Source organism: Streptomyces sp. bgisy100 (assembly GCF_057709105.1).
This window is the reverse complement of the sequence record NZ_JBYITE010000095.1, coordinates 1-8460: the sequence shown is the minus strand read 5'-3', so window position 1 is coordinate 8460 and position 8460 is coordinate 1. Positions and strand designations below refer to the sequence as shown.

The window sequence follows — 8460 nt, the reverse complement described above, 5'->3', positions numbered from 1 at the left end:
TGCCCCGGCTTACGAGGTGGTGCAGGCGCTGGGGCAGGAACTGCCGCAGGTGTCGCCCGTGGTACACATCAGGACCGTCTCGGTCGCGGGCGTGCCCTCGATGAAGGTGATGTCGAGCCCGAACGGGTCTTCGGCGGTGTCGAGGGCCGGCTGCGCGGGAGCGAGCGGCTTCTCCGTGTGAACAGCGGTCATGCTTGCCTCCGTGGTAGTGGCTGACTGTGCAATGAACCTGGACCCGGCTGGGACCAGGAGCTTTGGCGCACAACTGCGCGAGCTTGAAAGAGCGTTGGTCTGTGGCCGTTCGGCGTGGTGCGCTGCGATGGCGGCCGGCGTGGGATGCGCGCCTGTGCCTGGCTGAGTTCTCCGACCGCGCGGAGCAGGCTCCGGACGAGGCGAGCGATGTTCTGCGCGCGCTGGGTGGCCACGTGCGGCTCGACCGTCGACGGCAGTGGCGGCAGGTTGAGGCGCCGCGCACCTTCGCCCAGTGTGGCCCGCGCCCCCGCGCTGGGCCCGAATGCCGAGTCCGGGGGGACATCCCGGCACAGGCGGCAGAGGTCGGTGTGGATGACCCGGCCGTATGCAGCGAGCTGCACGGTTGTGTTCAGCGCAACGCCCGTGGCCGGGAGGCCGGCGGTCACGCCCCACGCGAGCACCCTGTCGATGGTCGCCTGGATCTCGATCTTGTCGGGGAGGGCGGGAGCCAGCCACGCGATCACCTGGTCCGCGGTGAGGATTTCGAACTGCCATGCGCGCGTGATCAAGTGGCATGGGTTGTGGGCCCGCAGGCTGGCGAGGAGTGCGCGGCCGTCCGCACGGACCTCGGCGACCGGCCGCTCCAGCTCCGTGGCCATCCGCTCGACCCCTGCGCCTCGCGCGATGAGCGGAACCATGTCGCGCTGCTCGCGCGGCAGGAACAGTGCCTCGGGGTCCAGCAGCGGCGGGCGGGTGATCGCGTTCGTGGTGTATCCGACGGCGACCGCGGTCGGGGTCTCGCGCACACCGTGCAGCTTCCGCTTCGCGGTCTTGAGGTAGCCCGAGGCGGTGCCCTCGCTGATCTTGAGGCTGCGCGCGACCGCCCCGAGAGCGCTGCCGACGGCCAGGCCTTCGAGAACCTGCTGCTCTCGGGGCGCGAGGAAGACCCTGGCCACGGTCCTGGTAGTAGGAGTCACTTGAAGCTCCTTGGTGCGGGTGGTCGGCCGGCACCGCTCGGTGAACCACTGCGTAGCCGCCGCTGAGCGCAAGCGCGCAGCGTGAGCACGAGGACGACCGGTGCCCGGCTGCGGGAGATGCGGCCGACCTCTGCCAGGGGGACAGCCATTCGCTGCTGCACCGCCTCCTCGGCGGTGACCAGCTGCCCCGGTGCGGCAGTGGTGGCGTCATCGACGGCGACCATCACAGCCTCCCGGCAGGCAGCCGGAACTCGCACCAGGTCGTCCGACCACCGTCGCTCGTCCCCCAGGCATGTGAGAGGGCGGCGATGAGGAAGAGGCCGCGGCCAGACAGGTCATCCGCCGCCGCGCTACGCAGCTCGGCGGACTCGGAGCTCTCGTCTGTGACCTCGATGCGCAGGCCTTCGCGGGAGCACCACACCCGTAGGTCCACGTTGCCGAGCCCATGCTCGATGGCGTTGGTGCCCAGCTCGGAGACGGCCAGCACGGCATCGTCGGCCAGTCGAGCGGGTACGTCCCACCGCCGCAGGTGATCTGCTGTGGTCCGGCGCATGTCGGCAACGCGGGCCTCGTCCGGGGCGAAGGTCACCGCGAAGCAGCGCAGGTCCTGCGCCATGGCCTGTGGCGCGGCTGCAGATGCCGGCGATGTCGTGATGCTCATCGGGGCCTCCCAGGTGGTCGGTGCGGAAGAGCCGGGCACGGTCGGCTCGCTGTGATCTCGGCCGTCACCAGGGACGGGCGGAACCATCACTCCGTGTTCGGTCAGGTACGGAGTGTGGCGCCGATGCCTAGTCAACTCGGAGAAGTGCGGTCGGAATACGGCTTCCACCGCAGTCCGACTGAGCTAGTCGAAACCCGACTGACTCAGTCCCCGGCGGCGTACCGTCGTCGCCATGACTCCTCTGGGCATGAGACTCAGAACGGCACGCACTCTGGCTGGAAAGTCACAGGCTGCACTCGGTGCTGAGTGCGGCATCAGCCAGAAGCAGATCAGCCGGTTCGAGCGAGGACAGACAGTCCCCGGCGATACAGAGATCCGGCTGCTGGCGCGGGCCCTGGAGATAGACCCCTCCGCTCTCGCCCACGGAGCGACCGGGGCAGCACAAGACGCCGGCTCCTACGGCGCCGGCGGAAATGAGGACGATGTGCTCAGGCGCAATTTCGTGACCGCAGGTCTCGGCATCGGCACCGCGGCAGTGCTCCCCAGCGCCACCGCGGTGGCGGCACCCGCGACGCCGACCGACTGGGACCGGGCCCTCTACACCACCAACACGGCCCCGAACCCCTCCTCGAACCTTTCCTCGACGCAGTTGAGCGCCGGGCTGGGCACTGTCGCCCGCCACCTGGCCGCAACGCGCTACGCAGAAGCGGAAAAGGCGCTCCCCCGACTGATCGTCGCGGCCAGGGCCTCGGCAGGCCGGAGCGGGCGCCGCGGCGCGGAGCTTCTCACCCGCGCCTGGGCGCTGGCCACCGCTGTGAAGGTCAAGGAGCGGCACCCCGATGCCTGGTCGACCTCCTCCTGGGCGGTGGAGGCGGCCGAGCGTTCCCAGCACCCGCTGGCGCTGGCCATGGCGGCCCGGGGGCAGTACATCTGTCTGCGTCAGCACGGCCAGCACCGGCAGGCCCGGATGGTGGCTGAGAACGCGGTCGCCGACCTGGTGGACGAGGAACTCGCCCGGCCGGTCCTGGGCCATCTCCTTCTGGAGAGCGCCTACGGCGCAGCCCAGGCGGGACGAACGGCGGACGCCGAGGCCCTGTGGGAGCACGCTCGTTCCCTGGCCCGGAAGGGTTCCACGGTGGCCATCTGGCCCGACTACCCCGGTCCGCTGACCCGTGAACAGGTCGACCGGTACGCCTTGTGCATCCATCACACCCTGGGCGACACCCGGCGCGCCGTCGGCCACATGGAAGCCCTCAACGCCGCGGCCGTGGACGTCCCGCACACCGCCGCCCGCATCCGGCACGACTCCGCGAAACTCCGCCGCGACATCGGCGACATGAGCGGAGCGCTGCGGCTGCTGCAGAACCTATCGGCCGACACGCCGCAGGACGCCCGGCGCACCCAGGTCCGCACCATGGTCTCCGGGATGATGCACACCACCCCGCACCTCCCCGGCCTGCGGCCCTTCGCGGCCAGTCTCGGCGCGGTCTGACGGCTCCACGGAGGGGCCACCGGACACCGTGCCCATGATGGTGCGCCCCTCCTCCAGCCGCCACGCCGCTGCCTCCGACAGCCAGGCCGTTCGCAGCAGACCTTCCCGGTGCTCCTCGTCGGTCGACACGTCCGGGTGCGGTTTCCCGACCGTGTGCTGGGAATCCCGGGCGCCGTTGACCCGCCGCGGATACAGGTAACCGTCGGAGTCGGCGCTCACGGCCCCGCCTGTCCCTCGTCCACGACGTACCAGTCATCGGTCTCCAGCGCATCCGGCAGCGGTGCGTAGGGTTCCACGAGCCCGTGCGTGCCCTTGTGCGGCCTGTAGAACAGGTACTCCGCCGAGTGCTCGACACGGCCACCGTCCGGCAGAAGGGTCTCCCTCGCCGGTACCCGGTAGATGTACTTACCCGGCTCTTTCCAGGAGTCGCGGGCCACGCGGCGACCGTCCTTCATGGCGTGCAACGCATCGGAGAAGTCCATCCGGCCACGGTAGCCGTGGGATGGACCGACACCGACGACCGTGCCGCTGATGCCCGGAGCCCCCTCGGGAGACGCAGCGGTCGGCACGCCTGTCGGAGCCGAACTCGTCCCGGGACGCGCCGCGCCCGGGAATCAGGTACTCCCGGGCACCTCCCGCCCCGCCGCCCCCGGGCTGTCCCAGTCCCGGGCCGGCTGACGGGCGGAGAGGTCCACGGTGGCCCGGGCGCCGCCCTCCGGCGGGTTCGCGAACGTCACCGCCACGCCCAGCACATGGGCCTGACCGGCGACGATGGTCAGCCCCAGGCCCGTACCGCGGCCCCGTTCCCGGGCGCCGGTGCGGAACCGCTGCGGCCCCTGCGCCAGCAGCTCCCCGGGGAAGCCCGTCCCGTGATCGGTCACCCGGACCACCGGCCCGTCGACCTCCACCTCCACCGGCGGCGCCCCGTGCCGCAGCGCGTTGGTGACGAGGTTTCCGAGGATGCGTTCGACGCGCCGGGGGTCGGTGTCCACGTCGGCGTCGGCACCGACCAGGAGCCGGACGCGGTCCCCGGCCGCCGGGTCGCCGTCCACCACCGCGGCGACCGCGCGCCGCGCCAGTGAGCTCACCGTGGCCCGTTCCCACTGCACCTGCTCGATGCCCGGCACATCCAGCCGGGCCACCTCCAGCACGTCCTCGACCAGGGAGCGCAGCGCGTGCACCCGGTCCTGGACGAGTTCGCTGGACCGGTCCGGCGGCAGCAGCCCCGCCGCGGTGACCAGCCCCGCGACCGGGGTGCGCAGCTCATGGGCGATGTCCGCGGTCACCCGCCGCTCGGCCTCCAGCCGGGCGGCCAACGCGTCGGCCATGGTGTTGACGGCCGCCCCGAGCCGGGCGATCTCGTCCCGGCCGCGCGGGCTGACCCGCGCGCTCAGATCGCCGTCCGCGATGCTCTGCGCCGTGCGGGCGGACGCGCTGATCCGCCGCCCCATCGCCGCCGCGACGGCCACCCCCAGCCCGCAGCCCAGCACCGCGGCGAGCGCGCCCGATCCGATGAGGACACCGTCCAGGTCGGCCAGGGCACGGGCCTGCGGGGCATAGGAGTGCCGCACCGCGAGCACCTGGCCGTCGGTCCGGGTGGCGGCCCACAGCACCGGCCCCCGCTCGCCGTCCCCCTCCTGGAGGAAGGTGGCGCGCACCCGGTCGCGGGTGACGAGCCGCCGCAGCTCGTCCGGCAGCCCGGGCGGGTCGGTCAGGGCGGCGCCGCTCTCCCCGTCGGCGTGGTCCCGGACGGCGGTGAGCAGCCGGGCGTCCACCACCCGGCGGGCGTCGGCCAGTTGGTCCCCGGCCGTCTGCCGGTGCACCAGCAGGCCGATGACGGTGGCGACCAGCACCGCCGCACCGGCGACCAGCGCCGCGGTTCTGCCGCGCAGTCCCACGTCAGTGCCTGAGCTTGTAGCCGAAGCCGCGGACGGTCTCGATGCGCTGATGACCGATCTTCCCGCGCAGCCGCTGCACATGGACGTCGACGACCCGGCTGTCGCCGCCCCAGGCGTAGTCCCAGACCCGCTCCAGCAGGGTGGTGCGGGAGAGCAGCACACCGGGGCACTCGGCGAAGACCAGCATGAGCCGCAGCTCGGTGGGGGTGAGGTCCAGCCGGGAGCCGTCCCGCCGGACCTCCACGGAGTCCGGGTCCACGGTGAGGTCACCGAAGGTCAGCGGCGCGCGGGACTCCTCCTCCACGGGCGCCGCCCGGCGCAGCGCGGCCCGGATCCGGGCGACGAGGACATTGGTGTCGTACGGCTTGGTGAGGTAGTCGTCGGCGCCGGCCTCCAGCCCCAGGACGACATCGACGGGATCCGTGCGGGCGGAGATCATCAGCACCGGCATCCGGCTCTTCTCACGGATCCGGCGGACCAGGCTCACCCCGTCGAGATGCGGCAGCATCACATCGAGCACGGCGATGTCCGGGGCGTGCTCGCGGACCAGGTCCAGGCCGGTGAGCCCGTCGGAGGCGGTGCGCACCTCGAATCCGTAGCGCTCCAGGGCGATCTGGGTGGCCTCGCGCAGGACGGCGTCGTCCTCGACGAGCAGTACGCCGGTCATTCGGTTCCTTCACGGGATGCGGTCCGGGAGACGGGCCGGGAAGCGGGCGGGGACGGTCGGTGGTCGGGTCCCGCGGGCGAGGACGGTCAGTCCTCGGGGACGATGAGGTGCAGGGACCGCAGCTCGTCCCGCGCCACCTCGGGCAGCTTCTTCGGGGATCTGACGGTCGCGCGGGTGTAGTAGGCGATGTTCTCCCGCCGTTCGGGACGGCTGAGCACCACGGTCGCCGGATAGCCCTCCTCCGGGCAGGTGCCGTAGCACCAGTTGCCCCCGACCCGGCCGGTGGCGACGGCCCGGTCGCCGCCCCAGGAGCGCCACTTCAGCTCCGTGACGGAGCTGAACTCGGTCAGTCCGATGCCCGCCGGGCGGCGCAGCGGGTGGCCCAGGGCGTCGGTCACATACACCGGGCCGTTGCTCCCGGCCGTGGGGGCGGGCCCCTCGACGTGCGGCCGGTCGGCCCCGGCACAGCCCGCGCCGGCCAGCGTCACGAGAACCACGGCCAGGGCCCGCGCCACCCGTGCCGGGCTGACGCGGGCCCCTGTGCGGGGAGCCCGGGGCGGTGTGGACGTGCTCATCCGGACTCTCCGCTTCACTCCGTTCGGGGTGCCGAGGTTACGCCACCGGCCTCACGGGGTGGGGAGGGCGTGCTTCCGGTTCAGGTCCTCGCTCTCGTAGTGACCGGAGCCGGGGGCCAGCTTCAGGGTGAACGAGCTGTAGTACATCTCGCCCCCCACCTCCTTGGGGTCGGAGAGGGTGACCTTGCCGCGCAGCGGCTTGTCCTGGCAGGTCTCCAGGCACCAGTTGCCGGTGACGTCGGCGGTGCCCACGGCCTTGCCCTTGCCCCACTGCTTCCAGTGGACCTTGTTCAGCGAGGTGAACTCCGAGAGGACCAGGTTCTTCGGGGTGCGCTGCGCGTCCCCGTGGTCGGCGTTCTCCTCGCCGTACAGGTTCAGCACGTACGGGTTGGTGTCGACCATTCCGTCGGTCTCGCCGGCGGACGCACTGGACGCCCAGGCCGATACGGTCCCGAGTCCCAGCACCGCCACGGCCGCCGCCGTCACGGCGCTGCGTCGCCTGTTCGAGCTGGTGTTCATGTTGCCTCCGATGGTTCGCGTGGACCCTTGCGGGCCGTTTCCGTTCCTCGTGACCGCCGGGGAGAAGTTCGCCCCTGCGGACACTCAAGAACGTAGAAGGCGCTGGTCGCAGCCGTCCGGCAACCGTGTAACAGCCGTCCATCGACTGCTGTTACCGGGGCTCTTGCGACAAGCCCCGGCGTTCACGCCGGGGATGAATGCATCTCAAGGCTGCTCTGACGTGCAGGTCAGAGTGGGCGTTGTTGTTGCTCGATGTACTGGCGGATGGTCGCCAGTGGTGCTCCGCCGCAGGATGCGGCGAAGTACGAGGGTGACCACAGGTGCCCGTGGCTGGTGGCGTGGTTGATCCGGTCGGTGAACTCTTGGCGGATCCGGCGGGCGGAGACGCCTTTGAGGCTGTTGACCAGTTTGGAGACGGCGACTTTGGGCGGGTAGTTGATCAGGAGGTGGACGTGATCGCGTTCACCGTTGAACTCCGTCAGCTCCGCCTCGAAGCCCTCACGCACCTTGCGCATGATCTCTCCGCAGCGCGTCAGCATCTCATCGTCGAACACTCCGCGACGGTATTTGGTCACAAAGACCAAGTGAACGTGCATCGCCGAAACAACATGCCTACCACGCCTGTAGTCATTCTCCTGATCCATGAGACCAAGTCGTAGTAGCGTCGTAGTCATGCAGCTCCGCTACAACTTCCGGGCCTACCCGGATGCCTCTCAGTGCCGCGCTTTGGCGAGGGCGTTCGGGTGTGCGCGGGTGGTGTGGAACGACTGCCTGCGCGACCGGAAGGAGGCGCATGCGGCGGGGCTGCCGTATGTGACGTCGGGCGAGCTGTCCCGGCGTCGCATCACCCAGGCCAAACGCACCACCGAGCGCGCCTGGCTTGCCGAGGTGTCGGCGGTCGTCCTGCAACAGTCCCTGCGGGACCTGGATGTCGCTTACAAGAGCTTTGTCGATTCGATCAAGGGCAAGCGGCGGGGGCGGAGGGTCGGGCCGCCTCGGTACAAGTCGAAGAAGGACACCCGTCAGTCGATTCGCCTGAACACCAACGCCTTTTCCCTCCAGGAAGACGGCACGGTGTATGTGGCCAAGGTCGGTAACCTGAAGGTCAGGTGGTCGCGGCGGCTTCCGGCCGCGCCCACGTCCCTGACCGTCACCAAAGACAACTCGGGCCGGTATTTCCTGAGCTTTGTCGTGGACACCGAGCCCGACATCCTTCCCGAGGCGGGGACCGACACCGGTATCGACCTCGGTCTGTCCGTCTTCGCCGTCCTCTCCGATGGCCGGAGGATCGGCAGCCCGCGTTTCTTGCGCCGGGCGGAGAAGAAGCTCAGGCGGCTTCAGCGGGAGCTGTCCCGCAAGGCCAGGGGATCGAGGAACCGGGCCAAGGCCCGGATCAAGGTCGCACGCCAGCATGCACGTGTTGCGGACCGGCGCCGGGACTTCCACCACAAGGCATCCACACAGATCATTCGCGACAAC

General features: G+C 70.7%; 11 protein-coding genes. 2 read left to right on the top strand and 9 right to left on the bottom strand.

The genetic code is table 11. From position 1 onward, the window contains the following. Positions 1 to 9: 9 nt before the first annotated feature. The 3 genes from AC3EQ1_RS31095 to AC3EQ1_RS31085 form a co-directional block, all read right to left on the bottom strand. Positions 10 to 192 (bottom strand): FxLD family lanthipeptide, encoded by a 183-nt coding sequence (locus AC3EQ1_RS31095; protein WP_432097653.1) that lies wholly within the window; start codon positions 190 to 192, stop codon positions 10 to 12. Further along, positions 189 to 1148: a LuxR C-terminal-related transcriptional regulator gene (locus tag AC3EQ1_RS31090; protein WP_432097652.1), complete on the bottom strand. Its 960-nt coding sequence runs from the start codon at positions 1146 to 1148 to the stop codon at positions 189 to 191. Before AC3EQ1_RS31090 ends, AC3EQ1_RS31095 begins: the two co-directional genes overlap by 4 nt. Positions 1149 to 1392: 244 nt before the next feature. Further along, complete coding sequence (locus AC3EQ1_RS31085) at positions 1393 to 1830, bottom strand: ATP-binding protein (protein WP_432097651.1); 438 nt, start codon at positions 1828 to 1830, stop codon at positions 1393 to 1395. Between the two features lie 247 nt (positions 1831 to 2077). Between AC3EQ1_RS31085 and AC3EQ1_RS31080 the strand changes: the two genes are divergently transcribed. After that, positions 2078 to 3322, top strand: coding sequence for a helix-turn-helix domain-containing protein (locus AC3EQ1_RS31080; protein WP_432097650.1), 1245 nt, complete (start codon positions 2078 to 2080; stop codon positions 3320 to 3322). Between the two features lie 215 nt (positions 3323 to 3537). Here the strand turns inward: AC3EQ1_RS31080 and AC3EQ1_RS31075 are convergent, their stop codons facing one another. From AC3EQ1_RS31075 to tnpA, 6 genes are all read right to left on the bottom strand, one after another. Further along, entirely contained in the window at positions 3538 to 3804 is a 267-nt protein-coding gene (locus tag AC3EQ1_RS31075) for a Thoeris anti-defense Tad2 family protein (RefSeq protein WP_432097649.1), read from the bottom strand. Positions 3805 to 3936: 132 nt separating this feature from the next. Next, a complete protein-coding gene (locus tag AC3EQ1_RS31070; protein WP_432097648.1) occupies positions 3937 to 5220 on the bottom strand; it encodes an ATP-binding protein in 1284 nt (427 codons plus the stop codon). A gap of 1 nt (position 5221) precedes the next feature. Then, positions 5222 to 5887: a two-component system response regulator CseB gene (gene cseB, locus AC3EQ1_RS31065; protein ID WP_432097647.1), complete on the bottom strand. Its 666-nt coding sequence runs from the start codon at positions 5885 to 5887 to the stop codon at positions 5222 to 5224. Between the two features lie 86 nt (positions 5888 to 5973). Continuing rightward, positions 5974 to 6462, bottom strand: coding sequence for a hypothetical protein (locus tag AC3EQ1_RS31060; protein WP_432097646.1), 489 nt, complete (start codon positions 6460 to 6462; stop codon positions 5974 to 5976). A 51-nt stretch (positions 6463 to 6513) separates the two neighbouring features. Continuing rightward, positions 6514 to 6981, bottom strand: coding sequence for a hypothetical protein (locus tag AC3EQ1_RS31055; RefSeq protein WP_432097645.1), 468 nt, complete (start codon positions 6979 to 6981; stop codon positions 6514 to 6516). 227 nt (positions 6982 to 7208) lie between these two features. Beyond that, positions 7209 to 7625, bottom strand: coding sequence for an IS200/IS605 family transposase (tnpA, locus tag AC3EQ1_RS31050; protein WP_432097644.1), 417 nt, complete (start codon positions 7623 to 7625; stop codon positions 7209 to 7211). A gap of 28 nt (positions 7626 to 7653) precedes the next feature. On the opposite strand from tnpA, the gene AC3EQ1_RS31045 reads away from it, so the two are divergent. Further along, positions 7654 to 8460 (top strand): RNA-guided endonuclease InsQ/TnpB family protein (locus tag AC3EQ1_RS31045; RefSeq protein ID WP_432097643.1); only part of this gene is annotated, 807 nt, incomplete at its 3' end.